The organism is Klebsiella sp. 1SOBk10mer (assembly GCF_046602535.1).
GTDB lineage: Bacteria > Pseudomonadota > Gammaproteobacteria > Enterobacterales > Enterobacteriaceae > Klebsiella > Klebsiella quasipneumoniae.
In genome coordinates this window covers 181503-208448 of record NZ_JBKIUP010000007.1, presented here as the reverse complement: position 1 = coordinate 208448, position 26946 = coordinate 181503, and the positions used below count along the sequence as shown (strand labels likewise).

Annotated in this window: 25 protein-coding genes and 1 pseudogene; 10 read left to right on the top strand and 16 right to left on the bottom strand. The window is 53.7% G+C overall.

The window, feature by feature from the left end; all coding sequences use genetic code 11:
* Positions 1-24 precede the first annotated feature (24 nt).
* Complete coding sequence (gene yjeH / locus ACLH1I_RS19130; protein WP_004206408.1) at positions 25-1275, bottom strand: L-methionine/branched-chain amino acid transporter; 1251 nt, start codon at positions 1273-1275, stop codon at positions 25-27.
* A gap of 233 nt (positions 1276-1508) precedes the next feature.
* On the opposite strand from yjeH, the gene ACLH1I_RS19125 reads away from it, so the two are divergent.
* The 3 genes from ACLH1I_RS19125 (at position 1509) to ACLH1I_RS19115 (ending at position 4098) form a co-directional block, all read left to right on the top strand.
* Positions 1509-1802: a co-chaperone GroES gene (locus ACLH1I_RS19125; RefSeq protein ID WP_004152420.1), complete on the top strand. Its 294-nt coding sequence runs from the start codon at positions 1509-1511 to the stop codon at positions 1800-1802.
* A gap of 37 nt (positions 1803-1839) precedes the next feature.
* Complete coding sequence (groL, locus tag ACLH1I_RS19120) at positions 1840-3486, top strand: chaperonin GroEL (RefSeq protein ID WP_002885441.1); 1647 nt, start codon at positions 1840-1842, stop codon at positions 3484-3486.
* Between the two features lie 258 nt (positions 3487-3744).
* Positions 3745-4098: a DUF4156 domain-containing protein gene (locus ACLH1I_RS19115; protein ID WP_004206410.1), complete on the top strand. Its 354-nt coding sequence runs from the start codon at positions 3745-3747 to the stop codon at positions 4096-4098.
* Between the two features lie 54 nt (positions 4099-4152).
* On the opposite strand, the gene yjeJ is transcribed toward ACLH1I_RS19115, so the two are convergent.
* The 8 genes from yjeJ to ACLH1I_RS19075 form a co-directional block, all read right to left on the bottom strand.
* A complete protein-coding gene (gene yjeJ / locus ACLH1I_RS19110) occupies positions 4153-5016 on the bottom strand; it encodes a YjeJ family protein (RefSeq protein ID WP_198079908.1) in 864 nt (287 codons plus the stop codon).
* A 13-nt stretch (positions 5017-5029) separates the two neighbouring features.
* On the bottom strand, positions 5030-7153 hold the full coding sequence (locus tag ACLH1I_RS19105) for a peptidase domain-containing ABC transporter (RefSeq protein WP_017900070.1): 2124 nt from the start codon (positions 7151-7153) through the stop codon (positions 5030-5032).
* A complete protein-coding gene (locus ACLH1I_RS19100) occupies positions 7146-8435 on the bottom strand; it encodes an HlyD family secretion protein (RefSeq protein WP_198079889.1) in 1290 nt (429 codons plus the stop codon). Before ACLH1I_RS19100 ends, ACLH1I_RS19105 begins: the two co-directional genes overlap by 8 nt.
* 102 nt (positions 8436-8537) lie before the next feature.
* Positions 8538-8903: a hypothetical protein gene (locus tag ACLH1I_RS19095; RefSeq protein WP_017900068.1), complete on the bottom strand. Its 366-nt coding sequence runs from the start codon at positions 8901-8903 to the stop codon at positions 8538-8540.
* A 312-nt stretch (positions 8904-9215) separates the two neighbouring features.
* A complete protein-coding gene (locus tag ACLH1I_RS19090) occupies positions 9216-10250 on the bottom strand; it encodes a fimbrial protein (RefSeq protein ID WP_198079890.1) in 1035 nt (344 codons plus the stop codon).
* 22 nt (positions 10251-10272) lie between these two features.
* Entirely contained in the window at positions 10273-12816 is a 2544-nt protein-coding gene (locus tag ACLH1I_RS19085; RefSeq protein WP_198079891.1) for a fimbria/pilus outer membrane usher protein, read from the bottom strand.
* Positions 12817-12851: 35 nt separating this feature from the next.
* Positions 12852-13538 (bottom strand): molecular chaperone, encoded by a 687-nt coding sequence (locus ACLH1I_RS19080; RefSeq protein ID WP_004206417.1) that lies wholly within the window; start codon positions 13536-13538, stop codon positions 12852-12854.
* 59 nt (positions 13539-13597) lie between these two features.
* Complete coding sequence (locus ACLH1I_RS19075; RefSeq protein WP_004206418.1) at positions 13598-14158, bottom strand: fimbrial protein; 561 nt, start codon at positions 14156-14158, stop codon at positions 13598-13600.
* 476 nt (positions 14159-14634) lie between these two features.
* Between ACLH1I_RS19075 and ACLH1I_RS19070 the strand changes: the two genes are divergently transcribed.
* Positions 14635-15279, top strand: a complete 645-nt coding sequence (locus tag ACLH1I_RS19070) for a transcriptional regulator (RefSeq protein ID WP_043519376.1) — start codon at positions 14635-14637, stop codon at positions 15277-15279.
* 129 nt (positions 15280-15408) lie between these two features.
* Here the strand turns inward: ACLH1I_RS19070 and epmB are convergent, their stop codons facing one another.
* A complete protein-coding gene (epmB, locus tag ACLH1I_RS19065) occupies positions 15409-16437 on the bottom strand; it encodes an EF-P beta-lysylation protein EpmB (protein ID WP_004206420.1) in 1029 nt (342 codons plus the stop codon).
* Between the two features lie 41 nt (positions 16438-16478).
* Here epmB and efp point away from each other — a divergent pair, with 41 nt between their 5' ends.
* The 4 genes from efp (at position 16479) to sugE (ending at position 18015) form a co-directional block, all read left to right on the top strand.
* Entirely contained in the window at positions 16479-17045 is a 567-nt protein-coding gene (gene efp, locus ACLH1I_RS19060; protein ID WP_004206421.1) for an elongation factor P, read from the top strand.
* 73 nt (positions 17046-17118) lie between these two features.
* A complete protein-coding gene (locus ACLH1I_RS19055) occupies positions 17119-17250 on the top strand; it encodes an entericidin A/B family lipoprotein (RefSeq protein WP_004206422.1) in 132 nt (43 codons plus the stop codon).
* A gap of 157 nt (positions 17251-17407) precedes the next feature.
* Positions 17408-17554, top strand: a complete 147-nt coding sequence (ecnB, locus tag ACLH1I_RS19050; protein ID WP_004206423.1) for a lipoprotein toxin entericidin B — start codon at positions 17408-17410, stop codon at positions 17552-17554.
* Positions 17555-17697: 143 nt separating this feature from the next.
* Positions 17698-18015, top strand: coding sequence for a quaternary ammonium compound efflux SMR transporter SugE (sugE, locus tag ACLH1I_RS19045; RefSeq protein ID WP_004206425.1), 318 nt, complete (start codon positions 17698-17700; stop codon positions 18013-18015).
* On the opposite strand, the gene ACLH1I_RS19040 is transcribed toward sugE, so the two are convergent.
* The 5 genes from ACLH1I_RS19040 to frdA all read right to left on the bottom strand — a co-directional run bounded on the left by ACLH1I_RS19040 (position 18012) and on the right by frdA (position 21952).
* Positions 18012-18545, bottom strand: coding sequence for a lipocalin family protein (locus ACLH1I_RS19040; protein WP_004206426.1), 534 nt, complete (start codon positions 18543-18545; stop codon positions 18012-18014). The genes sugE and ACLH1I_RS19040 overlap by 4 nt on opposite strands.
* A 113-nt stretch (positions 18546-18658) precedes the next feature.
* The gene (gene frdD, locus ACLH1I_RS19035; protein ID WP_002885526.1) at positions 18659-19018 is read right to left on the bottom strand and encodes a fumarate reductase subunit FrdD; all 360 of its coding nucleotides are present in this window, start codon (positions 19016-19018) and stop codon (positions 18659-18661) included.
* Between the two features lie 10 nt (positions 19019-19028).
* A complete protein-coding gene (gene frdC, locus ACLH1I_RS19030) occupies positions 19029-19424 on the bottom strand; it encodes a fumarate reductase subunit FrdC (RefSeq protein WP_002885530.1) in 396 nt (131 codons plus the stop codon).
* A gap of 10 nt (positions 19425-19434) precedes the next feature.
* Positions 19435-20169, bottom strand: a complete 735-nt coding sequence (gene frdB / locus ACLH1I_RS19025; protein WP_198079892.1) for a fumarate reductase iron-sulfur protein — start codon at positions 20167-20169, stop codon at positions 19435-19437.
* Positions 20162-21952 (bottom strand): fumarate reductase (quinol) flavoprotein subunit, encoded by a 1791-nt coding sequence (gene frdA, locus ACLH1I_RS19020; RefSeq protein WP_064189883.1) that lies wholly within the window; start codon positions 21950-21952, stop codon positions 20162-20164. The genes frdB and frdA overlap by 8 nt, the downstream gene beginning before the upstream one ends.
* A gap of 274 nt (positions 21953-22226) precedes the next feature.
* Here frdA and epmA point away from each other — a divergent pair, with 274 nt between their 5' ends.
* Entirely contained in the window at positions 22227-23204 is a 978-nt protein-coding gene (gene epmA / locus ACLH1I_RS19015) for an elongation factor P--(R)-beta-lysine ligase (RefSeq protein ID WP_004206428.1), read from the top strand.
* Between the two features lie 149 nt (positions 23205-23353).
* Positions 23354-23560 (top strand): annotated as a pseudogene (locus ACLH1I_RS19010) (glutamate/gamma-aminobutyrate family transporter YjeM); the annotation flags it as partial.
* 37 nt (positions 23561-23597) lie between these two features.
* Here ACLH1I_RS19010 and mscM read toward each other — a convergent pair.
* Positions 23598-26927 (bottom strand): miniconductance mechanosensitive channel MscM, encoded by a 3330-nt coding sequence (gene mscM, locus ACLH1I_RS19005; protein WP_049004017.1) that lies wholly within the window; start codon positions 26925-26927, stop codon positions 23598-23600.
* Between the last annotated feature and the right edge of the window lie 19 nt (positions 26928-26946).

Below are 26946 nucleotides of genomic sequence, written 5' to 3'. Positions count from 1 at the left end.
GACCGGGCCGCTTTCTTATTGCGCCTATACGCTGCCTGTCGCCAGCTTGCGTCTCGGTAAAAACAACCACAGCGCCGCCAGCATCACCAGCGCGTACAAACTCTTCCAGCCGACCATCGCCAGCAGCAGCAGACAGAGAATGCTGCCCACCGCCGCCAGCAGCCGATAGCGCCCGCGCAGCAAACGACAGCCCGCCAGCATGCACAGCAGATAGATCATGATGAAAATGCCGTTGGCATAGACGATCAGCGCGTCCAGATTGATATCGAGAAAATAGATACACAAGGTGCTGACCACGCAGGAGCCCAGCACGGCGTTGAGGGCGTTGCGCGGGATCTGCCGCGGCGACAGCCTCGCGAGGTAGCTCTGCGGCTTATGCTGCGCCTGCGACCAGACCAGGCGGGCGAAGCTCTGAATATAGATGTTAAGGCTGGCGAAACAGGCGAGATAGCCGATGACGCAGGCCACCCACAGCGCTTCGACGCCGAACAGGCGGACCACGATATTCGGTAAAGACGCGGCCGCCGCCATCTCCTCGCCAAACGCGTGGAAGTGCAACACCAGCACGGTACAGGCCCAGTAGACCGAGCCGGCAAGCAGCAGGCCTATCATCAGCGCGCGGGGAAAATCGCGCTCGGGATGTTTAAACTCCGAGGCGAGATGGGCAAAGGCTTCCAGCCCGACAAAGCACCAGAACATCACCGACAGCGCGGAGAAGAGCTGGCCGCGGTCGATCGCCGCCGGGGCGGGGAAGGGGATTTGCGCCGGGCTTATTCCGCCGCGCCACCAGACGGCGACGATCAGCGCGACAATCAGCACGGCAACCAGGGTCTGCAGGTTGGCGCTGGAGCTGGCGCCGCGTGAACCGACCCACCAGACGATGGCCAGGGTACCTAGCTCCGCCAGCAACAGCTGCGCATCATGCCAGCCGAACAGCGCCTGGCCGAAGCCAGTGGCGATGTGCAGCGCGGCGGGGAGCCCGACCGGGATAACCGATAAAAATAACCAGCCGGTGACGCTAGCCAGACGTGGGCCAAAGGCCATATCGACAAAGTGGGCCACGCCGCCCGCGCTGGGGAAATGGCGGCCCAGCAGGGCGAAGACGATGGCAATCGGAAAAACAAGGAGGATGAGCAACGGCCATGCCCACAGGCTGTTATCGCCAGCGACCAGCGCCGCAAGCGCCGGGACGGCGAAAACGCCAGTGCCCAGCAGTGAGGTGGAAAGCAACCCGACTCCCTGTCCCAGCCCTAACTCCTGTTTTAAACCACTCATGATTCCATCCTGCGCCAGTAAAAAGAAAGAGAGTATCACAATCGCTTTTCCTTATGACCGGTTGCCCGGTGACGCCGCTTTTTGCGTGCCAGCGCAAAGGTAAAAATTTTTTTTTAATTTTGCCCTTGAAGCCGGAAATGGCCATCCCCATCTCTCTCTGCACTAGCCGGTAAACCGCGTTCGGCCCGGCGTCACCCATAACTGATAATGACTTTCTCGAAGGAGAGCTATCAATGAGTATTCGTCCGTTACATGATCGTGTGATCGTCAAACGTAAAGAAGTTGAAACCAAATCTGCGGGCGGCATCGTTCTGACCGGTTCTGCAGCAGCTAAGTCAACGCGTGGCGAAATCATCGCTGTCGGTAAAGGCCGCATCCTGGAAAACGGGACCGTGCAGCCGCTGGACGTTAAAGTTGGTGACATCGTGATTTTCAACGATGGCTACGGCGTGAAGACTGAAAAGATCGACAACGAAGAAGTACTGATCATGTCCGAAAGCGACATCCTGGCAATTGTTGAAGCTTAATTCGCACGACCCTGAACGAATTTGAGGAATATAAGAAATGGCAGCAAAAGACGTAAAATTCGGTAACGACGCTCGTGTAAAAATGCTGCGCGGCGTAAACGTACTGGCAGATGCAGTTAAAGTGACCCTGGGCCCGAAAGGCCGTAACGTGGTTCTGGACAAATCCTTCGGCGCGCCGACCATCACCAAAGATGGCGTTTCCGTTGCTCGTGAAATCGAACTGGAAGACAAGTTTGAAAACATGGGCGCGCAGATGGTGAAAGAAGTTGCCTCTAAAGCGAACGACGCGGCAGGCGACGGTACCACCACCGCAACCGTGCTGGCGCAGGCCATTGTGAACGAAGGCCTGAAAGCTGTTGCTGCAGGCATGAACCCGATGGATCTGAAACGCGGTATCGATAAAGCGGTACTGGCTGCAGTAGAAGAGCTGAAAGCGCTGTCTGTTCCGTGCTCTGACTCCAAAGCTATCGCTCAGGTAGGTACCATCTCCGCTAACTCTGACGAAACCGTAGGTAAACTGATCGCGGAAGCGATGGACAAAGTCGGTAAAGAAGGCGTGATCACCGTTGAAGACGGTACTGGCCTGGAAGACGAACTGGACGTGGTTGAAGGTATGCAGTTCGACCGTGGCTACCTGTCCCCGTACTTCATCAACAAGCCGGACACCGGCGCCGTTGAGCTGGAAAGCCCGTTCATCCTGCTGGCTGACAAAAAAATCTCCAACATCCGCGAAATGCTGCCGGTTCTGGAAGCTGTAGCGAAAGCGGGCAAACCGCTGGTTATCATCGCTGAAGACGTTGAAGGCGAAGCGCTGGCGACCCTGGTGGTTAACACCATGCGCGGCATCGTTAAAGTGGCTGCGGTGAAAGCGCCGGGCTTCGGCGACCGTCGTAAAGCCATGCTGCAGGATATCGCTACTCTGACCGGAGGTACCGTTATCTCTGAAGAGATCGGTATGGAGCTGGAAAAAGCAACTCTGGAAGACCTGGGCCAGGCGAAACGCGTGGTTATCAATAAAGACACCACCACCATCATCGATGGCGTTGGCGAAGAGTCCGCAATCCAGGGCCGTGTTGCTCAGATCCGTAAGCAGATCGAAGAAGCAACCTCCGACTATGACCGTGAAAAACTGCAGGAACGTGTCGCTAAACTGGCTGGCGGCGTGGCAGTAATCAAAGTCGGTGCAGCTACCGAAGTTGAAATGAAAGAGAAAAAAGCACGCGTCGACGACGCCCTGCACGCAACCCGTGCTGCGGTTGAAGAAGGCGTGGTGGCTGGCGGCGGCGTAGCGCTGGTTCGCGTTGCTGCGAAACTCGCTGGCCTGACCGGTCAGAACGAAGATCAGAACGTCGGTATCAAAGTTGCGCTGCGCGCAATGGAAGCGCCGCTGCGTCAGATCGTGTCCAACGCCGGTGAAGAGCCGTCTGTTGTGGCGAACAACGTGAAAGCAGGCGACGGTAACTACGGTTACAACGCGGCAACTGAAGAATACGGCAACATGATCGACTTCGGTATCCTGGACCCAACCAAAGTAACCCGTTCTGCACTGCAGTACGCGGCTTCCGTGGCTGGCCTGATGATCACCACCGAGTGCATGGTGACCGACCTGCCGAAAGGCGACGCGCCTGATTTAGGTGCTGCTGGCGGCATGGGCGGCATGGGCGGTATGGGCGGCATGATGTAATCGTGCGCTATACAGCATAAAAAAGCAGAAACCCCTGGCCAGCAATGGCTGGGGGTTTTTCTTTTGGTGCGCTTTTTAGTATAAGGCTTATACATAAAATCATTTAAGCTGTATCAGAGCGGCAAGCACCTTCGTATCGGAAGCGACTGACAAGCGCGACTGGGTAAGGAATGAAAGCGGCTCATGCCGACGCAGTTTGAAGGATGACAGGTTTACATCCGGGCCAGTGCGTCCAGCTCATCGATCATGGGGAATAACATGCAGGTAAAATATTTAGCAGGGATTGCCGGCGCAGCCTTACTGTTGGCAGGTTGCAGTTCCAGCAATGAATTAACCTCTGCCGGCCAGAATGTGCGTTTTGTACAGGAGAAGCCGGGCGCAGAGTGTCAGTTGTTAGGGACCGCGACGGGTAAACAGAGTAACTGGCTCTCCGGCCAGAATGGAGATGAGGGTGGCTCCATGCGCGGTGCGGCTAACGCCCTGCGTAACCAGGCGGCAGCGATGGGCGGCAACGTGATTTACGGCGTCAGCAGCCCGACGCAGAATCTGCTGTCGAGCTTTGTACCTACCGACAGCGAAATGAACGGCCAGGTTTATAAGTGCCCGAACTGATGCGTGACGCCTCTCTCTGCGAGCGCGGAGAGAGGCGTGGTCGCTAGATGAGGATCAGGCGCTAAGCTCCGCTTTCTTCTCCAGATAGAAGGCGTGCAGAGGACGCAGGCACTCTTCCAGGCTGAGCATTCTTCCCGGCTGGGAAGGGATAATGGTACTGAAGATCTGGCATGGCGCCAGCTCCGCGTGCATCGCCTTGAGCTTGGGGCTTTTCTCGATAAGCTGCATCACGATGTTGTTTTCCAGTTCAGACAGATGCGGTACGCTGGTTTTGACTACCGCACCGGAGACAATTTTCTTCCCTTCCTCCGTCTCGCAGCAGTACAGTACGCCCAGGTAATGGGAAAACAGGTTCAACTTCCACTCTTCCTGAGGATACTGCTGGTAATCAATATTGGGCTGGGTGGTTAAGTCCACGGTGTAGCACATCAAAAAATCAAAACTTGAAGTTAAATACCGCATAAGCTCTTGATCATCAATAGTTTTTAACGCTTGCTGAATGCCTGTAAGTAATGCCTCTACCTGCCGGTCTTCAATGCATAATGTGCAAATTTGCTCATTCTGCAGAACCAGAATGAGGGTCGATTCAGTTTCGCCTGGTTTAAGAGTAATCGACATAATACGCCGCTCAGGATTCGGCTGCTGAATCTCCGCCATCTCTACGGCAGGGATGTTAGCGATCAGCGATTCATTATAAGCGATAAGCTCTTCTTTATAGGTTTCCCCCTGTTCGTGTAATCGCTTATACGTCACAAGCAGACGATTTTGAAGTATGAGAAGAAGATCGAGTAGTATGGGCGCTTGCAGATAATATTGCTGACAGAGCCCATTTTGCTGCTTTATTTTTAATAACAGCGCCAGAAATCGATCTTCAAAGGTAATACCTGCGGTATTAAATCCAATAAATGTTCCTTGCATCATTTTTTCCTTTTTAAGCAGGCGCCAAGGTTTTAGACTGCGACAGGTCGATAACGCGATCGGCGGAGGCAATCGTGGATGGCCGGTGGGCAACAATAATCCGGGTAATGCTTAACGCTGAGATTGACTGATTGATAACAGATTCATTCTGTAAGTCGAGGTGGCTGGTGGCCTCATCCATAAACAGAATGCTTGGTTTACGATACAGCGCTCGGGCAATTAGAATACGCTGTTTTTGTCCGCCGGAAATCCCCAGGCCTAGTTCGCCGACGATGGTTTCATAACCCATCGGCATCTTTATAATCTCGTCATGGATGTTGCAGCGTTTGGCACACTCCATGACAAAATCAATATCGGCGTTATCTTCAAAGCCGCTGATATTGTCGATAAGCGACCCGGAGAAAAGGCGATCCTCCTGCAGTACGCAGGCGGTGCCAAGTCGATAATTATTGAGACCAATTTTAGTGATATCAAGATTATCGGCTAAAACATCGCCACTGGTTGGTGAAAGCAAACCGCACATTACTTTTAACAGCGTGGTTTTACCAACGCCTGAAGGACCGATCAGGGCCACGGATTCACCAGGCTCAACCGTAATATTTAAATTTGAGAAGATTGGCTGAGAAAACGGATCATATTGATAACAGAGGTTTTTGACCTCCAGTCTGGCGCCTGAATCAGGGGAAAATACTTCCCGCGCGGGGAGCTCTTTTTCCGGCTCACTAAAAACAATCTCTGACAGACGTTCGTTATGTAAAGAGAGCATTCGCAGCTGCATACACAAATCGACCAGGCTGGAGGCGCGCTGTGAGAATTGACCACGGTAGGCATTAAATGCCATAAACATACCGAGGGTCATATTATTATCAATAACCATGATGGCGCCCAACCAGAGGACTGCGACCTGATCGATAGTGGTAATAAAGGTGTTCACTCCTCCAAACATCATATCGAAACGGGTTTGTTTAATACCGGCGTTGCAGGCTTCAATATTAATATTGAGCCAGTGCTGGGAGCGCCGCTCTTTGAGATTTAGCGCTTTGATGGTCGAGATACCGTACAGAGACTCCATAAAGTGCGAGCTGGACCGCGCCCCCTTAATAACCTGCTCTTCCGCCACGCGACGATAGAAATGATAAGTTGCCAGACGCATAATCGCATAGCATAGGGTAAAGCCAACGACCACCCATGTTAGCCAGCCTCCGTACAGCGTCAGCATGATCAGCAGGCCAATAGTCATGATCGAGTCAATAATGCCGCTGACGATGCTGTTAGTAAACGTTGAGCGAATGGTATCCAGGGAGGAGAAACGTGACTGAATATCCCCAAGATGACGCTTTTCGAAAAACGATAGCGGCAGGCTGGTCATATGATCGAAAAGGGTGGTTTTCCACTGAATATTTGTTAGCGTATTCAGCGTCAATGAGGTCCAGGCACGCAGCATACTGATGAAAGTGCGAAACAGCGTAAAAAAGACCAGACCGATACAGATGACTGACAGCAGACTTTGGTCGTGCGCCATAATTACATGGTCGGTAACCAACTGGGTACCTATCGGCAGCAGTAAACCAATCGCTTCAACGACCACTGAGAAGGCAAAAATTTTCAGTAGCGCTGACTTTAATCCGACAATATTACGCATCAAATCCAACAGGCGTAGGCGGGACTTAGCTTTTTCCTGCTGAAAGTTTTGATCGGGCCAGAGTTCCAGGGCGATACCGGTAAAATAATTGGACATCTCCTGATTACCAATGATGCGCTTGCCTAGCGCTGGGTCGTGCACCACAAAGCTGGATTTACGTACTTTGGTCAATACCACATAGTGGTTCATCCCCCAGTGCAGGACACAGGGGAGTTTAAGCTGGCGGATCTCATCCAGATCCAACGACAGCGCCCGGCTTTTTAAACCAGCATGTTCCGCCGTTTTGCTCAAGGACATCAGCGTGACGCCCTGCGAAGGACTGCCAAAGCGCTGACGGAAATTAAACAGATCGATATCAAGGCCATAGTGGCCGCAAACCATGGCCAGACAGGCGATCCCACACTCAGCGGCTTCCGACTGTAATATAACAGGCGTTTTCTTCAGGAGAGAAAAGTTAATTTTTGCGATGATCTTTTCAAAAAGTTCGTTAGTCATTGATCGGGCCGCTCACGCTTTGAGTAATCTTATAAACTGGGGTAAACATCCACATATAGAGAGGGCGTTCTTCAAGGAATACAACGGCCTGAGCTTTGAGCCCATTAGACAAACTTAACTTTTTACCGTCATATTCGAACTGTTTATCTTTAATTTTGACAATTGCTTTGTATAGCGCCAGTTCTTGCTGTTGGTTGACAGCGTTATTGACGTTTGTGTATTCAGACATTTCTTGTCGTGATGCAGGCATAGAAGATATGGATACTATCTCGCCTGGGAATTGACCAAACTTATCTGAGGGAAATGCATCATAGCGAATATTGATGGTATCCCCCGTTCTTAAATAGGGTATCGTATTGTTTGGTAACCATAGGACGAGATAATATTCAACATTACCGGTCGGCTTGATCTGGGCCAGACTACTGCCATTATCAACCGTCTGCCCTTGTGTAGCTGAAAGCGACTCAATTCTGCCATCACTGGTAGACTTGACAATAATATTACCGTTAGCATTGGATTCGACCAGCTGGTTTTTATAATCATTGGATTGGTTATACTGACTGGAAATTTGGTTGTCAAAATCAGCCGCTTTAGTGATTCGATCACTATTAAGTTGAGTGATTTGCGATTCCAGTTGCATTTTTTGGCTAACCAATGATTGGTAGGCACTCTGCTGCTGGAAATACAAAGAGTGCTGATAATTATATTGGTCTTTCGTTATCAGGCCATTGTTAAGATATTTATCATAACTGGAAAGATTATCGTGCATTTTTTTCAGGCCAGCCTGAGTATTGACCAGCATACGGTTGGTCTCTTTCAGGGAGTCGGTGGTGGTTTTTAACTGCGCATTTAGCGCGCTTAATGTCTGATTTTTATTATCTTCCAGCTTTTTGATGATATTATCAGAGTTGGCAATCTTTTCATTGATGACTTCTATTTGTGCTGCGCTGACATTACCACTGGTGGTGCTGCGGGAAACATCAATTTCGTAGAGTGGTTGGTTTTTTTTAACTACATCACCGATTTTGACGAATTGCTTAACAATAAATCCTTGTTGAGGCGCAAACACGTTAATAGAGTGAGGAAGGGTAATGACTTCACCCTTTACATCAACTCGTTGGGTGAATTTGAAGAAAATCAATGCGCAAACAAGCGCAGTGAGAAATAGTGCCGATAACGAAAGAACTAACCAGGAAGGTAAGCCAGCGAGTAATAACGCTTTCCCTTTCCAGTGATGCCTTTTGTATTCGACCGCTTCCTTGCGATAGAGGTTTTTTGACATGTGTACCGCTTTTTATTTTAAAAAAGGTCTGAATAATCAGACCTTTGTTAACATTTCGAATATGAACAGATTAACTATAAATCAATTACTTCGGGAGACCTATTAAGCCCAAGGTGTGAAGGTACCGTTATTCCAACCTTCCAGCAATCCCGTGGTCAGTTCCACAGTTTTGTCCCACCCTAGCATGGCGGCGGTAATCGCACCACCGATCGCACCCGCTAACAGTCCCCAAACCCCCCCGACCATCATACCGAGAGTACCAAAACCTAAGGAACCACCGCCATTGCCGCCATGGGCGCCACCAATGACGGACCCTGTCATAGCATAAACGGCGCCACCTAATAAAGCGCTGAGAGTGAGCTCAGCTCCATTTGATACAATTGAGGTGAGTGCAGAACCGAGAGATGAAAAATCCCAAGAGTAGCCACCCGAGATTTCTTCCATTTCAAAAACGGTTAATTGTTTCATTACTTTTATTCCCTTAAATTTAAATAAATATTAGATGTTAAATGTTCCGGGAGAACTAATCGCCCGGTGCAAAAATATAGGGGAATGTTTTACGAGGTTCAATACAATAATCATGAATTGTATGTGAAACATTTGATTTAGAATCCATTTCATATTGTTTCATGTGTTTTTTTCTCAAAAAATAAAATGGCAAGATCATGTAGGGTTTCCTTGGGGGTTCTTTGGGGGGCATAAAGCTGTTTTTGTTTTTTTTGTTGGGCTCGGTTTGAACTTTTCATGGGGAGTTAATCATCCCCATGAAATGAGAGTGAATTAATCTTCCTGAATCACAACCTCCATCATCCCTTTAACTAGACCCATTGTTACATCGCTGCTGCTATCACTTTGTCGATAATAATCAGCGGTCAGATTAATGGTTTTATTGAGGTCGTTAGTGGTGTTTATTTTATAATTATAACTGTCAGTGTCATAGAAAACTACAGGACTGTTCGACAGCTTGAATATAATTCCAACTTTGTTAGCAGCGTCACTACCGGTAAGCATATTGTCCACGATTCCATCCCCCGAGGCGCTTATCCCATCTACTGGATTAAACCAGTAGGTCACCGTGTTACCGACTGAATCATTCGGACAGCTAATGTTCATTGGAATGGTCTTCTGCGCTGGCGTTGTTGCCCCACGAGCCAGTGACATGAGTTGTCCTTTGTCAATACGATTCAGTGTCACCTGCGACCGTGGCGTAGAGATATTACAAGATGTAGTACGATAATTGATGTTTTTAATTGAAATGGAAATTGCTTCGTATATGAGTCTATCGTTTGCAACCGGGTTGGTATTTAGATTCCCTACCGAAAAGGAAACGGAGGGGTTTGAGCTGGACTTGGTGCTGGTATCAATTACGGTTTTAGTTTTGACTAGCCATACGGTAATAAATTGATAGTTATTCTCGGATGATTTTGTTATCGGCACCAGGGTCGAACCTGCCTCGGCAGCGACCAGAGCGCCATTTTTACTGCGCAATAAATCCGAGACTTGAAACCCAATGCCATCAATCCCCGTTTCATATACGGTACCGCCTTGAATACCGGTAACGCCTGAAACAGCGGCGGCCCCGATATCAATAATATATTGGTCATCGGTGCTTTTATCACAAGTGAAACCTTTATACGATCCAGTACCAAACTTATGGGTATACAATACAGTCCCTACCGGAATGGAAGTATCCGTTGGAATTTTGACATTGTTCAGCGTTAAGCCTTGACGCTTGGTAGTGCCGCTATATGTGCACTTAGCAGCAGCCTCACTACCCAGCACCAGCAATGTTATTAGGATAAAAATTCTCTTCATCAATATATTCCCCTATGGATGACTAACGGCAAACCGCTTCGATTTGACTGATGCCAGTCGCTTTGCCTTCCCTGGCCGGTAAAGTAAATGAAGCATTGCACTGCTGCGCGGCGCTTTTGCCCCACTGAACGTTAAGGATCCCGGTCTGCTGCAGGCCGGACATATAGACCATGCCCGCGTCGCTGACGATACTTGGCTGCGACTTGCTGTCGCCGGCGAGCAGCACCATCGCGCCATAAGGCACGTCCTGGCCGCTGGCCGTTTTCAGATGGACAAATGCGCGTTGGCCGATATTACCGGCATAATTGGCCCGCACGATGGCGCCGCGTGTCGGAACGACGCTCTGCGTGGTTTCCGGAAGCTCCATATCTTCGCCAAGCGAAGTACTATCGAGGGTGATATCGGTGCGACGATAAGGCGTAACGTAAGGTACGATGGCGTAACCACGATAGTCGGTGGTGATGGTGTTATCGTTGGTCAGCTTGACGTTATCCAAACCTGGGGCCTTAACCAGTACGGCGGCATCGGTGATGTCCTGACCAAGCGTGACCCCATCGGCATGAGCGACAATGCTGCCGTTGGCGCCATAGTCTATACGCTCGCTACCGCGATCGTAGCTGTAACCGGCATTGACGCTGCCGCGAGCACCGTTATAGGTTGCGCGCATATCGCCGCTGTAGTATTCCCGGTTGCTGTATCCTTGCTGCAGGCTCCACTCCAGGCTGTCGTTATCCAGCGCGTTACCACCGATGGAGACCGACTGATCGGTAGACCCCGGATTACTGTTGGTTAACTGATAACTGGTATAGGTGCCCGGTAGCCAGTTGCTCAGCGGCAGCGTGACGGTCAGCGAGATACGCTGATCGTCCTGGGCGTCTTTCCCGGAGTTATTCCCGCTCCAGGTATAGCGGTTATAGCTGTACCCGAGGTAATAGTTTACATTGCGGAAGCCACCGTTGTACCCCACGCTGATCGACTTGTTGGTGCGCTTATCGTCCCAGTAATCTTCAATCAATCCACTGATAGACAGATTGCCGAGGCCTTTACCCAGGCTTTGATTCAGCGTCAGATTGGTGCGGTTGCGCAGCGAGCGAGGAGTATACTTGCCATCATTAGAATAGCTATCTAACACTTCAGAGAGGGTATTAAATCCGCGGGTGGAATAGCGGTAGCCAGCGATAGTCACGTTTGTACCGGTTTCGATAATATTTTTCCCGTAACGGACACGCCATGACTGCCCAGAGGTCTTTTCGTCGTCTTTCATTTTTGACCAGGCCTGGGTGACGTCTGCCGAGGCGGCGCCAAGCTCGCCGAGGTTATAGCCGAGGCCTGTTGACAGCGCCTGATAGCGCGATGCGGCCTGCACCCCGCCATAAAGCGTCAGGCTGCTGGAGACACCGTAGGTCGCGGTAGCTTGCGTAAAGGGCGTTTCATCGACCCCGCCGTCGTAAGGACGATATTTACCAGACGTAATTTCATATTCCAGCTGATCTTCACGGACCATCACCGGCAGCGTAGCGAACGGTACGACGAACTCCTGCTTAGAACCGTCGGACTCTTCCACGGTGACGTAAAGGTCGCCGCTACCGCCGCTCGGGTACATATCGGTGATTTCAAACGCGCCAGGCGCCACGTAGGTCTGGTATACCTGGTAGCCGTTTTGTTTAATGAAGACACGGGCGTTGGTTTTGGCGATACCACGGATAATCGGCGCATAGCCGCGCATACTTTCCGGCAACATTGATGTATCGGTGGCCAGTTGAATACCGGTAAACGGTACACTGTCAAAGATGCCTGAGAGTGACGAGCTCTCACCCATCACCAGGTTACTGTTGATGGGACGAATGCTGCGCTGCATGTAGAGATAGGCTGAGTCCCAATCACCCGCATCGCCGTTGTTTTTATTCCAGGTGCTGAGGTTACGGATACGCCATGGGCCAACGTTGAGGCCAGACTGCAGGTTCAGGCTGTAGTATTCATCATTGGCCTGCATGTCGTTTGAGCCGCTGAACTGATAGTTCACCAGCAGGGCGTTGATGCCGTCATCAAACTGATCCGGTGGAATATATCCCTGCGCGGTGGTAGATAGTGCCGCCTGCGGAATGGATATATTCAAGCGCTGGACGGTAAAGTCGAAATCCGCTTTGGTATCCGGGATGACTGAAAGATTGGCGCAGCCGTTTTTATCCTCGACCAGTTCGGGAAAGGCTTTAACCCGTACGCCATACTCTGCCAATGTTTTCAGGCTCAAACAGGGCACCAGGGCGGGCTCTCGATTATTCCCAGTGGCACGGCTATTCGCAACAAACTTCATTGTCCTGGTATCCAGATAGCGACCATTAAACATGATATCTACCCGATAATCCCCTGGCGCCTGTGCGTTCTGCGTCTGGAAAATAGATAAGTCGGGAGTGGTTGATGGATCGCTACCATTCAATGAGCTAATGAATGAGGGATCGAAAAAGTCACGTGCTTGCGCTTTATTATTCAAACCAGAAAGCAATGCCGGAAGCATTGCGAGGAAGACCGCGGATAGTTTGAATAATCCATTATTCTTATTTGGCATAGACACATCCCTATAATGATAAAATAAAATTCTTATTACAGCGATGAGGAATAGAGCGATCCTGCTCCGCCATAATCATTAACTACTTTCCAGTTGACGCTGGAGGCATTAATATTTTCTTTTAATGTCACTTCTTTGGTCGTCATTGGAGCGACCGAGTTGACTTCCGGCTTCACTTCTTTGCTACCAATCTGAACACTATGGAAATAGAAGAAAAACGGTGTCGGATTTTTAATCGTCAGTTTTGTGCCTGATTTCCGCCATTCGAGTTTTTTGGCTTCAATGTTTGGAGAAAGGTCGAAAAGTGCTTTTGGACGATAGACCAGACGCATGCGGTGGCGGACCGCCAGTTGAATAGTATTGGCGTTGGCTTTCTCATCGTCCGCCGGCGGGATGGCCATCACGTTAAAATAGTATATGGATTCCCGGTCGTTCGGGGCATTGACGTTTCCGGTAGAAAATAGACGCACGGTATTCTGCTGCTTACCCTCAAGGCGGAATAACGGAGGTGTAGCCATAAAAGAGGGCGTTTTCCCTGCCGGCGCTTCAACCCAGGATTTAATCAGATAAGGGATGTCATCTTTATTTTCGATTTGCGCGGTGATTTCACGCGCACCTTCTTTATAGAGGTAGCGGGTGGACTCAATCACAATACCAGCATGGGCAATACTACTGAGGAGTAATGCACAGGATGCGGTGATATTTAATAAGTTCCTGAACATGGTTTTTCTCTGAATGCGAAAAAGGGCCCGCCGTGAAGCGGAGCCCCTTCGGGGAAAAATTAGAGGGTATAATCGATAGTAAAGGTCGCAACACCTTTAACCGGACCTTCGGTAACCGGAGTCGCGGAGTTCACTTTCACATAACCAGTGGTGTACTTCAGCTGAGTGCCGCCAGCTGCAGTGTAGCTTTCGGTCATGAGGTCAGAACCGTCGAAACCTACGCGGTGTGCATCACGTACGCGCTGGATACCGATACCAATGCCGGTAGCGCCGCCAGGTGCGGTGTTGTCCAGGATGTTAGCGTTGCTGGAGGCACCGGTCACATTGACGGTTACAGCAGTAACCGGAGTGGCGCTACCCTGTGCGCAGTCTTTCACGTCAAAACCGAAGTCCTGAGTTTTAAACAGAGCACCAGCCGCTTCAGCATTCGCTTCGGTAGTGGTCACGGTCATCAGCTGAACGATACCGTTGTTCAGGGTACCCGTCGGAGTCACGACACAAGAGTTAGCTGCATCAGAGACTTCACCCAGTACAGTTACCTGAGCGGTGTTGGTTGCCATTACCTGAGCACTCAGAACTGCAGAAGCAGCGACCATTACAGCTACGATTGTCTTTTTCATTTAATTAATCCATATATAGATACTTAGTCCTGTGTAGAATCGATAACAGTTATCATGGGAATGGAATATGCATTCCTATTGATATTGAAAATAAGCGCCAGCATTCCTTATATAGTGCTGAAACCTACCCTCCTGTGAACGACGCTACAATATCACTTGCCATAGCGAACCATGGAGAAGCGGGGGTAATTTAAAAGTCTGGTGCAAAAAATGCTTGTGAATTCTTGATGAAGCACACGTGAATTTAATAATGACCTTTTCTAATGAGATATTGAGTTAGGTTGAGATAAATTTAATCTGAAAATGTGGCTTTTAAACAAGATAACTATCGCTTGTCATTTTTTACGCGGTATCCTCAAAGCTGAAGTTCAATGTGAACTGACCCCGCTTCTGTCTGAAGCGATAATGTTCACGCCATGGTTTGGCTGGGATTATTTATTTTTGTTATGGATAATAGGGTTGCGTGGGGCAAGGATATGGATGATATTGCATTATTTAATGGCTGTATAATTAATCAGGAAATTATATTTAATGCCAATATGAATGAGCTGCGACCGCTTGCCGGGAATGGGGAGAGCATCAGCCTCAATGCGCCTACCGCCAGATGCTTGCTGCTGCTATTGCAGAATTGCGGCAAAGTGATTTCTCGGGATGAATTTCTGGCTGCTGTATGGGAAACACGGGGTGTGGTAGTTTCGCAAAATACATTTTATCAAAATATCTCTTTGTTGAGAAAATCGCTGCTCAAAGCCGGACTATCTGAGGATATCATTATCACCGTCAGACAAAAAGGCTTTAGCGTCGCCCCGGATACTTTAGTTATCCCGCTCTCGGATGAAGAGTGCGAGAATATGAATCGGGAAAGATTAACGCATTTTCACAGTAGTAAAACTGCTGATGTCATTTTCAATGATACGGGGAAAATTGACCATAAATTAAGTCTTCCACTACCAGTGAATTTAGCAATCCAGGAGAATGATAGGCGGGAAAATAGCGTGAAGGTGGCAGAGAAACTATCGGAACGATTACATATAACCTTTAAAGTTCCCACCTGGTTAATCGCGCTGATTGTCGTGATGATAGTTATCAATGTTATCGTACTGATCGTGTTACATCGATAATACGCCGCCGCTGGGGTTTATATCGAGAAGGTAACGGTAAAGTGGATTGCCGAGTATGTTAGTCCCAACCTGGCTGTGTATTCATATTAAGATGTCTGCCAGCACGACCTGGCAGACAAGGGAGGGGAGCTAACGCTGCTTCAGTCCTAAATCCAGCGGCGTCTTGCTGGGTTCGCCGCCGATCTCTCGCGCCAGCTTCGGCACCATATAGCCGGAGATGAGGGTCAACAGTTCACGCATGATTTCACGGGCTTCATCATCGCTGACCATAAAGTGTGCCGCCCCTTGTACCCGGTCCAGCACGTGCAGGTAGTAGGGCATTACCCCGGCATTGAACAGCGCATTGCTGAGATCGGCCAGGGTTTGCGCGTTATCGTTCACCCCGCGCAGCAGCACGCTCTGGTTAAGCAGCGTGACGCCCGCCTGACGCAGCATGGCCATCGCCGCGCGAAACTCGCCGTCAATTTCATTAGCGTGGTTGACGTGGTTAACCAGGATCACCTGCAGCGACGAACGGTGGAATCGGCTGGCCAGCATCTCGGTGATGCGCGCCGGGATCACGATCGGCAAGCGGCTGTGAATACGCAGACGCTTAACGTGCGGAATGGCTTCCAGCTGGGTCATTAGCCAGTCAAGCTCATGGTCCTTCGCCATCAACGGGTCGCCGCCGGAGAAGATGATTTCATCAAGCTGCGGATGCTCAGCGATATAGTTCATTGCCGTCTGCCAGTTGCGCCTGGTGCCCTGATTTTCGGCATAAGGGAAGTGGCGGCGGAAGCAGTAACGGCAATTGACCGCGCAACCGCCTTTCACCAACAGCAGGGCCCGGTTGCGATATTTGTGCAACAGGCCGGGCACGACGCTGTGCTGTTCTTCCAGCGGATCGGTGGAGTAGCCGGGGGCGACGATAAACTCCTCTTCGGCGGTAAGTACCTGACGAAGCAGCGGATCGTCAGGGTTGCCTTTCTCCATTCGGGCAATAAACGCGCGCGGGACTCGCAGCGGGAACAGGCGTCTGGCCTCATGTCCGGCCAGCAGTTTTTCATCAGCGTCTACATTTAAAAGACGCAGCAGTTCATCAGGACTGGTCACAACATTGGCAAGTTGCGTTATCCAATCTTCTCTGGATGGGGTATTTAGGGTTACAATATGCGCCATTTTGTGGCTTAGCTACCAGTTAAACAATTTCAGAGGGCCTTATGGCGACTTACTATAGCAACGATTTTCGTGCTGGTCTTAAAATCATGTTAGATGGCGAACCTTATGCGGTAGAAGCCAGCGAATTCGTTAAACCAGGTAAAGGTCAGGCGTTTGCGCGCGTTAAGCTGCGCCGTCTGCTGACCGGCACCCGCGTTGAGAAAACCTTCAAATCTACTGATTCTGCAGAAGGCGCGGACGTTGTCGATATGAACCTGACTTACCTGTATAACGACGGTGAGTTCTGGCACTTCATGAACAACGAAACCTTCGAACAGCTGTCTGCTGACGCGAAAGCGATCGGTGACAATGCCAAATGGCTGCTGGATCAGGCTGAGTGCATCGTGACCCTGTGGAACGGCCAGCCGATCGCGGTCACCCCGCCGAACTTCGTTGAGCTGGAAATCGTTGAAACCGACCCAGGTCTGAAAGGCGACACCGCGGGTACCGGTGGTAAACCAGCGACCCTGTCTACTGGCGCTGTGGTTAAAGTGCCGCTGTTCGTCCAGATTGGCGAAGTGATCAAAGTGGATACTCGCTCTGGCGAATACGTATCCCGCGTGAAGTAATTTCACGTCATGATGACTGGCGCAGCCTCTGTGCTGCGCCGCTCTTTCTGTACTGGCACGACGAGCACGACACATGAAGCGCAGCGTAAAACTCCTGGCGTTACTGTTTCTGAGCAGCGCACTGCTGTCTGGCTGCAATACCGCCCGCGGTTTCGGTGAAGATATTCAGGGCCTGGGCCACGCCATCTCTCGCGCTGTAAGCTGACTTCCTTCCGTTTCGCCTGCCGCGCTCGCCTTCCGGTGCGCCTGCTTCCTTCACGAATACTCCTTTTCTCTTAAAAAACGCAAAGATCCCTTCATCTGTGGACGGTTTGTCTATGCTTATAGGGCATGAAAACAAAACTGACACTAAGGATGACATTATGGTGAAAAAAACGATTGCAGCGTTCTTTACGGTTTTGGTCCTCTCTTCAGCACTGACCGCTTGTAACACCACGCGCGGTGTGGGTCAGGATATTTCAGAGGGCGGCAGCGCAATCTCTGGCGCAGCAACCAAAGCTCAGCAATAACAGCCTTCGACGGTACGGTTTTGCGCCGTACCGTTCTTCACTTCCCCCATTCTGTTGGATATACTCACTACGACTTTTCATCCACCTTACGGGACGACCCGTAAGCGTTTCTCATCCGGGGACGGCCCCAGCAAAGGAGCCTTATGTCCTGGATAGTCTTATTTATCGCTGGCCTGCTGGAAGTGGTGTGGGCCGTCGGCCTGAAATATACCCATGGCTTTAGCCGCCTGGTTCCCAGCGTCATCACCATCGTCGCGATGGTCGTCAGCATGGCGCTGCTTTCATGGGCGATGAAAACCCTGCCGGTGGGTACCGCTTACGCCGTCTGGACGGGGATCGGCGCCGTGGGCGCCGCTGTGACCGGTATCGTACTGTTAGGTGAATCCGCCAGCGCTATGCGTATCGCCAGTCTTGTCTGCATCGTGGTCGGCATCATTGGCCTGAAGATCAGCGCGCACTAGTTGTAGCGCTGATTGACCCAGACCAGTTTGCTGATATCAAAACCCTGCCGGGTGGCAATATCCAGCATCTGCTGCCTGACTTCCGGGGCGATGGTGGGGGCTCGCGCCAGTAGCCAGAGATAGTCGCGGTCGGGGCCGCAGACCAGCGCGTACCGATACTCCTTATCCAGCGCAATGACGTTATAGCTGCCATAGAAGGGGCCGAAGAAGGAGATCTTCAGCGCGGCGCGGCTGGGTTCGCCGGTAAAATACGCCACCCCGTCCGTTTTCTGCCACATGCCGCGGTCGGGGTTATAGCCTTTATTGACCACGTCCAGACCGCCGTCATCGCGCGGCTGCCAGGCGATCGTGACCTTTTCAAGCCCGCTTTCAAAAGGATGGTCGAAGCGGGCGATTTCGTACCAGGTACCCAGATAGCGCTGAACGTCGAAGGGGGTGACCACGGTGACGCCTGGCGGCGGGGCAGGGGTGCTGCAGGCGACAGACAGGAACGAGACGGCGACCGCGGTGATTATCGGCAGGATACGCATGGTATGCTCCTTGCTGGCTTTTAAGCTAAGTGTAGAGTCCGGCAGGGCAAAGGCGGCAAGATTTTTCTATGAAGCGAGCCCGGTAGCAGAATTGCTGCCGGGCTCTTGCAGGATCAGATAAACAGTACGCCAACCAGAGTAATGACGCTGAGGATCGCCGCCAGACCGTAGAAGACCCATTTGCCGTTTGGCACATGGATTTTCAGGTCGTGCATGGCGTGGTGAATACGATGCAGCCCACACCACAGCGGCAGGACAATCATCAGAAAGATGAACGCGCGGCCGATAAAGCTTTGGGCAAAGGCCAGCACGCGCTCATAGCTGAAGGCGTCGGCGGGGGCGAGCCCCAGCGGCAGCAAAATGCCCACCAGCAGCACCATCACCGGCGCGACAATCGCGCCCCACATGCCGCCAGCGCCAAACAGCCCCCAGAAAACGGGTTCATCGGAACGTTTCGGATTGGGATTAATCATCTCAGCCTCCTTACCAGAACAGGGCGACAAACAGGATCACCACGGTGACCACCGCCGTCACCACCCAGAGACCTTTAATCACCGGCTCTGGCCCCATTTTTTCGCCTTTGATGATGACGTTGGCGGCTTTTGGCGCCAGCTCGAACCAGGTTTTGGTGTGCAGCAGCGCTGCCGCCAGGGTGATCAGGTTAAGGATCACTACCACAGGATTTTGCAGGAATCCGATATATCCCGCCCAGCTTTCAGCGCCGTGCTTGAGGGCAAACAGCCCGTAAATCAGCACAATGCTGAACCATACTGTCGGTACCGCCGTACCTTCCCGCACCATGTAGAAGCGATAAAATGGCAGCTTTTTCCACCAGGTGGAGGTCATCGGCCGGACGTAGGGTTTGCGTTTCGTCGTCATAATGCACTCCTTAGCGTGGTTTCAGGGTGGCGATAAGAAAGTCTTTCGAACTTTCCACCTTGCCCTGCTGGATCGCGGCCGCCGGGTCGACGTGCTTCGGACAGACTTCCGAGCAGTAGCCCACGAAAGTACAGGTCCAGACGCCGTTCTGGCCGTTAAGCTGCGCCATGCGCTCCTTTTTGCCGTGGTCGCGGCTGTCTTCGTTATAGCGGTGGGCGAGGGTGATCGCCGCCGGGCCGATAAACTCCGGGTTCAGGCCGAACTGCGGACAGGCGGCATAGCACAGCCCGCAGTTGATACAACCGGAGAACTGATGGTATTTGGCCATCTGGGCCGGCGTCTGCTTGTTTGGTCCCTGGTCCGGAGTGCGGTTATTACCGATGATATACGGCTTAATGGCCTCCAGACTTTCGATAAAGTGGCTCATATCCACCACCAGATCGCGCTCGATCGGGAAGTTGGCCAGCGCCTCAACCTTGATACCTTTGGTGTAATCCCGCAGGAAGGTTTTACAGGCCAGCTTCGGCACCTTATTGACCATCATGCCGCAGGAGCCGCAGATCGCCATCCGGCAGGACCAGCGGTAGCTCAGGTCGGGCGCCAGGTTGTCTTTAATGTAGCCCAGCGCGTCCAGCAGCGAGGTCTGCTCATCGTAAGGCACGTCATAGAACGCGCTGTGCGGTGCCGTGTCGACCTCCGGGTTGTAACGCACCACTTCGACTTTCAGGTTTTTCATCTCAGCCATGGGTGGTCTCCTTCTTCTCAGCCGCTTCCGCCTCAGCGCCATAAACACGTTTCGCCGGCGGCAGCGTGGTGATCTTCACATCGCCATATTCCAGGCGGGTGGTGCCATCAGCCTCGCGGAAGGCGAGCGTATGTTTGAGGAAGTTGACGTCGTCGCGTTCGGTACAGCCTTCATCCAGACGCTGGTGCGCACCGCGCGATTCTTTACGGGCGATGGCCGAGTGCGCCATACATTCGGCAACGTTTAAACCGTGTCCCAGCTCAATGGTGTAAAGCAGATCGGTGTTGAATACGCTGGAGTTGTCGGTAATGCGCACGCGCTTAAAGCGCTCCTGCAGCTCAGCCAGCTTGTCGATAGTTTTCTGCATCAGCTCTGGCGTCCGGTAGATGCCGCAGCCTTCCTCCATCGAGAGCCCCATTTCGTCGCGGATTTTCGCCCAGTTTTCGTTACCCTCCTGGTTGACGAGATCTTTCAGACGACGCTCCACATCGGCAGCCTGCGCATCGAGGGCGGAGCCGTTCGCCTCGCCCGCCTGGGCGGCGCGCTGCATGGCCTGTTCCCCGGCCAGGCGGCCGAAGACCACCAGCTCGGCCAGCGAGTTGGAGCCCAGGCGGTTGGCGCCGTGCAGACCAACGGACGAGCATTCGCCCACGGCAAACAGCCCTTTGATGCGGGTTTCGCACTGTTGATCGGTTTCGATGCCGCCCATGGTGTAGTGCGCGGTCGGGCGTACCGGAATCGGTTCTTTCACCGGGTCGACGCCGACGTAGGCTTTCGCCAGCTCACAGATAAACGGCAGACGCTCCAGCAGTTTTTTCTCGCCGAGGTGGCGCAGATCGAGGTAGACCACGTCGCCGCGCGGCGTTGGAATGGTGTTCCCCTTCCGCCATTCGTGCCAGAAGGCCTGGGACACTTTGTCGCGCGGGCCCAGCTCCATATATTTGTTCTTCGGTTCGCCGAGCGGGGTTTCCGGGCCCATGCCGTAATCCTGCAGATAGCGATAGCCGTTTTTGTTGACCAGAATCCCGCCTTCACCGCGGCAGCCTTCGGTCATCAGGATCCCGGAACCCGGCAGACCGGTCGGGTGATACTGAACGAACTCCATATCGCGCAGCGGCACGCCGTGGCCCAGCGCCATACCCATCCCGTCACCGGTAACGATGCCGCCGTTGGTGTTGTAGCGATAGACGCGTCCGGCGCCGCCGGTGGCCAGCACCACCGCGTTGGCGAGGATCTGCACCAGCGTGCCTTCCATCATATTCATCGCCACCAGGCCGCGGGCCTGGCCGTCATCGACCAGCAGATCAAGGACGAAATGTTCATCAAAGCGTTGAATTTGGGGAAACTGAAGGGAGGTCTGGAAGAGGGTATGCAGCATGTGGAAGCCGGTTTTATCGGCGGCAAACCAGGTGCGTTCGATCTTCATGCCACCGAAGCGCCGGACGTTAACGCTGCCGTCAGGGCGGCGGCTCCACGGGCATCCCCACTGTTCCAGTTGGGTCATTTCCGTCGGGCAGTGGTGAACGAAATAGTCGACGACATCCTGCTCGCACAGCCAGTCGCCTCCGGCGACGGTGTCGTGAAAATGGTACTCAAAGCTATCGTGATCCTGGGCAACGGCTGCGGACCCCCCTTCTGCAGCGACCGTATGGCTGCGCATCGGATAGACTTTAGAAATCAGGGCGATTTTGGCATTGGGGTTGGCCTGGGCGGCGGCGATAGCGGCGCGAAGGCCTGCCCCGCCGGCGCCAATTACGGCGAGATCGGCTTGAAAAGTGTGCACGACATTCCTCCAGTTTTAGTGTATTTCGCCGCCGGGCTGGCGAAAAAGTATCACTGCTCCTTTATAGGTACAGGAGTATAGCCGTAGGGTCAGTATGGAAAATTGACGTGTTCGATTTTTTTATCGATATGTGCGGTTATTTATCAGTGATATTTATGCATTTAGGTTAACGATAGATTAATGGCATGTAATCTGCCGGGGATTGCACAAAATTTGTTTCACTCGCCGGTTGCGAGTAGACTTCGTGCCCTTGTTTGCAATCGGAGAAAGTACCATGAGCGAGACGGCAACCTGGCAGCCGAGCGCACCCATTCCCAATCTGTTGAAACGCGCGGCGGTGATGGCGGAAATCCGCCGGTTCTTTACCGATCGCGGCGTGCTGGAGGTGGAGACGCCTTGCATGAGTCAGGCGACGGTAACGGATATCCATTTGTTCCCGTTTGAAACCCGTTTCGTCGGCCCGGGCCACTCACAGGGACTCAATCTGTACCTGATGACCAGTCCGGAATACCATATGAAGCGCCTGCTGGCGGCGGGCTGCGGCCCGGTTTTCCAGCTTTGCCGCAGCTTCCGTAATGAAGAGATGGGGCGGCATCACAATCCGGAATTCACCATGCTGGAGTGGTATCGTCCGTGCTATGACATGTATCGTCTGATCAACGAGGTGGACGATCTGCTGCAGCAGGTGCTGGAGTGCCAGCCGGCGGAAAGCCTCTCCTATCAGCAGGCGTTCCAGCGTCATCTGGATATTGACCCGCTCTCTGCCGATAAAGCGCAGCTGCGCGAAGTCGCGGCGAAGCTGGATCTGAGCAATATCGCCGATACTGAAGAAGATCGCGACACGCTGCTGCAACTGCTGTTCACCATGGGCGTGGAGCCGCACATCGGCAAAGATCGGCCGACGTTCATTTATCATTTCCCGGCGACTCAGGCCTCTTTAGCGCAGATCAGCCCGGAAGATCATCGGGTCGCTGAGCGCTTCGAGGTCTATTACAAAGGAATTGAGCTGGCGAATGGTTTCCACGAGCTGACCGACGCCCATGAGCAGCGCCTGCGCTTTGAGCAGGACAATCGCAAGCGTGCCGCGCGCGGTCTCCCGCAGCAGCCCATCGATAACAACCTGCTGGCGGCGCTGGAGGCGGGGCTGCCGGACTGCTCCGGCGTGGCACTGGGCGTTGATCGCGTGGTGATGCTGGCGCTGGGCGCTGAAAGCATCGGTGAGGTGATCGCCTTTACGGTCGACCGCGCCTGATGGCGCTGTCACCTCCTGCCGCCTGCGGGCGAGGGAGGTGACAGGTCTGCCCTGATCCCCCCTCCCTCATGCTATCCCGGCTTTCGCCCGAATATCCACAATCTCCTTCGGTGCTTTTGCTACTATCCGCGCTCGTTTTATGAGGCCAGGCGACGCTGTTGGCGACCGGCGTGGTGTTGCTGATGGTGACCTTCGCCAATATCTTCACCATCATTCAGCCGGTCATCGACAGCGGGGACTGGAGCAGCACGCTGTGGATGGTCGGCGGGCCGATCTTCTTCTCGCTGCTGGCGTTGGCCATTTACGAAAGCTACCGTCGGCGCCTGGCGTCCGGTGTGCTGGTAATGGAGAGCTAGAAAGCCTGCCCGGCGCCGCCGCCGGGCAGGGTATGGCCTACAGGCTGCCAGCCGTACGTCGGCTGGTTTTCCCGGCCGAGGTCATGGTTTTACTGCTTTGCCTGCCGTCGATACTTTCCAGCCGCATCTGGAACGGAGGGAACGGCATATCAATGCCATGCTCGCGGAAGCCCGCCAGGATCAGCTGATGCATCTCATGGCGTAGCGGCATGCGGTGCCCCATCTCGGCGGCAAAAATACGCAGCTCGAAAATCTGGATCCCCTGCTGCAGGTCGACGAGAAACGCCTCCGGCGCCGGGGTATCGATGACCAGCGAACAGCGATGCGCCGCGGCGATGAGGATCTTGGTCACCTCTTCGGTATCGGCGTCCACCGGAGCCGGCACCGTCAACACCACGCGGGTGACCGAGTCCGACAGCGACCAGTTGATAAACTGTTCGGTGATGAACGCCTTGTTCGGCACGATAATCTCTTTCCGGTCCCAGTCGCTGATGGTGGTGGCGCGGGTATTGATGCGGGTGACGCTGCCCGTCAGGTCGCGGATGGTGACCGTATCGCCGATGCGGATCGGTTTTTCAAACAGGATAATCAGGCCGGAGATAAAGTTAGCGAAGATCTCCTGCAGGCCAAACCCGAGACCCACACCCAGCGCGGCGACCAGCCACTGCAGCTTCGACCACTCAATGCCGATCATTGAGAAGCCCACCAGCCCACCGATCAGCATCAGCAAATACTTGGTGATGGTGGTGATGGCGTAGCCGGTGCCGGGCGTTAAATCGAGGTGCTGGAGGATCGCCAGCTCCAGCAGCGCCGGCAGGTTGCGCACCAGCTGAGTGGTGATGATCAGCACCAGAATGGCAATCAGCACTGCGCCAAGGGTGATGGGCTCGAGGCTTTCCACTCCTTGTACCGTTGAGGTAACGTCCCACAGCGAGATATTCTCAAGGAAGCCAAACGCCGAGTGAATTTCCGACCACAACACGATGACCGACAGCAGCGCGATCAGCATCAGCAGGGAACGCACGAGGCGCAGCGACTGGGTACTGATGGCATCGAGATCGACCTCGCTGACCTCCGTCTCCACCGACCCTTCCGGGCTGCTGACGTGAACAGGCTCATCTTCGCCGCGGGCGCGCTGGGCGAGAATTTCCGCGCGACGATGGCGGGCCCGGTCGAAGGCCAGCCGGCGGCGCTGGATCAGCATCCAGCGGCGGATGATGTGATAGACCACCAGCAGCAGGAACCAGATGGCGACGGAGGTTTCCAGACGCGCCAGCAGCGCCTGAGCGGTGGCGAGGTAGCCGACGGCGGCCGCCAGCATGGCCACCAGCGGGGCGCCAAGCATCAGGTTCCACAGCAGGCGGTTCACCATGTTGTCGCCATTCCCCTCTTTATCCAGGTAGAGCGGGATGCCGGCATGCTTAAGGCTGAGGGTGACCACCGCCAGCGCGCCGCAGATCAGCAGGAAGCACAGGCGGCCCAGCGAGGCGGAGAACTCGCGGTCGTTAAGATTATCGAACATGATCAGCGCCATTATCAGCGGCACAATCAGTCCGATGCTCATCAGGTAGTAGCGCATCGCTTTCGCCACGCGGCTACGCGGCCAGCCGAAGTGGGCGATAAACAGCCCGTTTGGCCGGGCGAAGGTGGCGCAGATCATCACCACCCACAGCAGAGGCACCGTCGCGGTGACCCCATCGCCAATCGCCACCGCCAGCGGGAAGGGCCAGGCGGACTGCAGACCATAGCCGAGCGTCATCCACAGCACCGGCAGCGGCGAAGCCACCAGTATCGACCAGAAGACCGTGCGCAGCGTCAGCCAGAAGTGATCCTGGGTGACTTTCCCCACCCGAGCGCTGGAGCGCTCAAGGAAGCGGGTGAAATGGCGCCGGGAGCTGATGCTGAAGCCAACCAGCAGCAGGGCGGCAAACAGCGGTAGCAGGGTCTCTTTGCTGGTGAGCATCATCGCGCTGGCTTTACCCAGCTCGCTGATGGTATCCAGGGAGATCAGGCGCCGCAGATCCTGGACGATCTCCAGCGGCCAGGAGAAGCCGATGGGGCTGACGTCCGAAGTCCAGAACAGATAGCGGTGGGTGGCTTCGTTGATCTCCTTCAGCGCGTCTTCCAGCTGGCCGTTGGCGACCTTCAGCTTGGTGAGCTCCAGCATCAGGGTATCGCCGCCGCGCAGCAGCGAGTTCAGCAGCTCGTTCTGCGTGCGTAGCTGCGCCTGCAGGATCTTGTTCTGCTCGCTGGTCAGCGGTTCGCCGTCGGCCTGACGGATCTGCCGCAGCTGCGGCTGCTTACTGAGTAAATCCTCAAAGCGCAGACGCTGCACGCGCAGCTGCGCCATCTCCGTATCCAGCTGCTGCGGGCGAGGGCGCTCCGGCAGCCGCGCCACCTGGGCGCGCAGGGCTTCGCCCAGCAGATTAGAGGAGCCCAGCCACTGCGACTGCTCGCGCAGGGTGTTTAACGCCTGGCGCACCTGCAGCGTTTGATTCGTCGCCTGCCGCTGCTGGGACGCCACCAGATCCATACGCTGCGCCTGCTGGTTCAGCGCCTGGGAGAGTTCGCGGTTGACTTTAAACTGGGCGGTGATGTCCGGCGGCAGGTTTTCACTGTTCTCCGCCAGCAGTTCGGTACTCTCCAGTGCTTTTTCCGCCTCACGCTGGCGCTGGCTGTTCTGCAGATTACGCAGCGCCTGCAGATAGGCATCCAGCTGCTCGCTCTGCTTTTGCGCCAGTTCAGAACGGGCGCGCGACAGCTCCTGGCGGTTATTGGCGGAGAGCTGGGCGAGGTCGAGTTCATCCACCAGCGCCTTCAGGCGCGCCGATTCCGCCTGCAGGGCAAGATTTTGCGCCTGGGCGAGAGCATTGTTGCCGGTTTGCGTGCCGATGCGGCGCTCAACCTCATTGAGCTGACGCCGGGCGTCGGTTTGCTGCTGCGGCAGCTGGTTCAGGGAGTCGGCGATTTCACGCGCGCGATCCTGCTCCTGTTGCGCCTGACGGCTTGACTCCAGCAGCTGGCTGCTGACCTGGAGGATCTCCTGGTTCAGCGCATCGGCGGTCAGGCCGACTGGCACCTGGCGCGGCTCTTCGCTCAGATTGTTGAGCTGGGCGCGCAGGCTTTGAAACAGTTTGGGGAAATTGTCGATAACGTCCTGATACTGACGGGCGCGCTCGAGAGACGATTTTCGCTCCTCAAGCGCGTTCAGGGCGGACTGCAGAACTTCAACGGTTTCAGGCTGGGCGGGCTTTGCCGCCTTCGCCTGTTCCAGTTCCTGGGTTATCTGTTTAGCATCCGGGGCTGTCGCAGCGTACGCCCCGAAACTGAGGCTCAAGGCCAACAGGAAAGTGTATATCAGGCGCACGGCATAACCCTTTTGCTGA